This window comes from Acidiphilium sp. JA12-A1, assembly GCF_000724705.2.
Taxonomy (GTDB): domain Bacteria; phylum Pseudomonadota; class Alphaproteobacteria; order Acetobacterales; family Acetobacteraceae; genus Acidiphilium; species Acidiphilium multivorum.
This window is the reverse complement of record NZ_JFHO01000220.1, coordinates 1-691: the sequence shown is the minus strand read 5'-3', so window position 1 is coordinate 691 and position 691 is coordinate 1. Positions and strand designations below refer to the sequence as shown.

Annotated in this window: 2 pseudogenes; both read right to left on the bottom strand. The window is 54.6% G+C overall.

Annotated elements, in window-relative coordinates:
• A pseudogene (locus tag RT91_RS21815) lies at positions 1-226 on the bottom strand (hypothetical protein); the annotation flags it as partial.
• Between the two features lie 111 nt (positions 227-337).
• Positions 338-691 (bottom strand): annotated as a pseudogene (locus RT91_RS19380) (plasmid partitioning protein RepA); the annotation flags it as partial.

Sequence of the window (691 nt, the reverse complement as noted above, 5' to 3'; positions counted from 1 at the left end):
TAGCGCCCTCGGCTCTCCGGATGCGGTCTGAGAAGAATCGGAGTGCGCTGGCCTTGGTCTCGAATGGTCGCGACGAACGCGTCCATTTCATCGTCTTCACCAATGCGATCGGTGATGAATGAAGGTCGATGAGATCGGTATCAATCTCTACGATCACATCTCCGGTTTCGAGCTTTTCCTTGGCATCTCGTAGATCGGCCACCATCGTCTCGACCGATTCACTCATTGCGCCGACCAACAACCCCCCGCGGCATCGGCTTCCGTATGGCTTGCGGAGCACTGGGCAAGGTCTCGGGTGGAGAAATCAAGTGTTCAAGAAGGTGTTTGCGCCCCATTCTCAGTTGCTCCATGCCTTTTCGACCAGAGCCTCTATTTCCGCGTTCACCTGATTCATTGATTCGAGTGCGCGATCGTATGTTGACCGGGTGAATTGCTCGCGTGGAACCTCGTATAGCGTTTGCTTTGTAATCGAGGCGTCAGAGATGGCCGTGCTTTTAACCATTGCATTCGTCAGCACACGCTCGCCGAAGAGCGATCGCATAAAGGCCACCATCTGCGTCTGCGGCCCGTCGGTCGGCTCGTATCGTGTCACAAGATAGCGCATCCAATCGTATTGCATGTCGCCACCTGCCTTAGCGACGACACCAAGTAGTTCGGATGTCATCAAGAGGAACTGGCACATCGACATGAT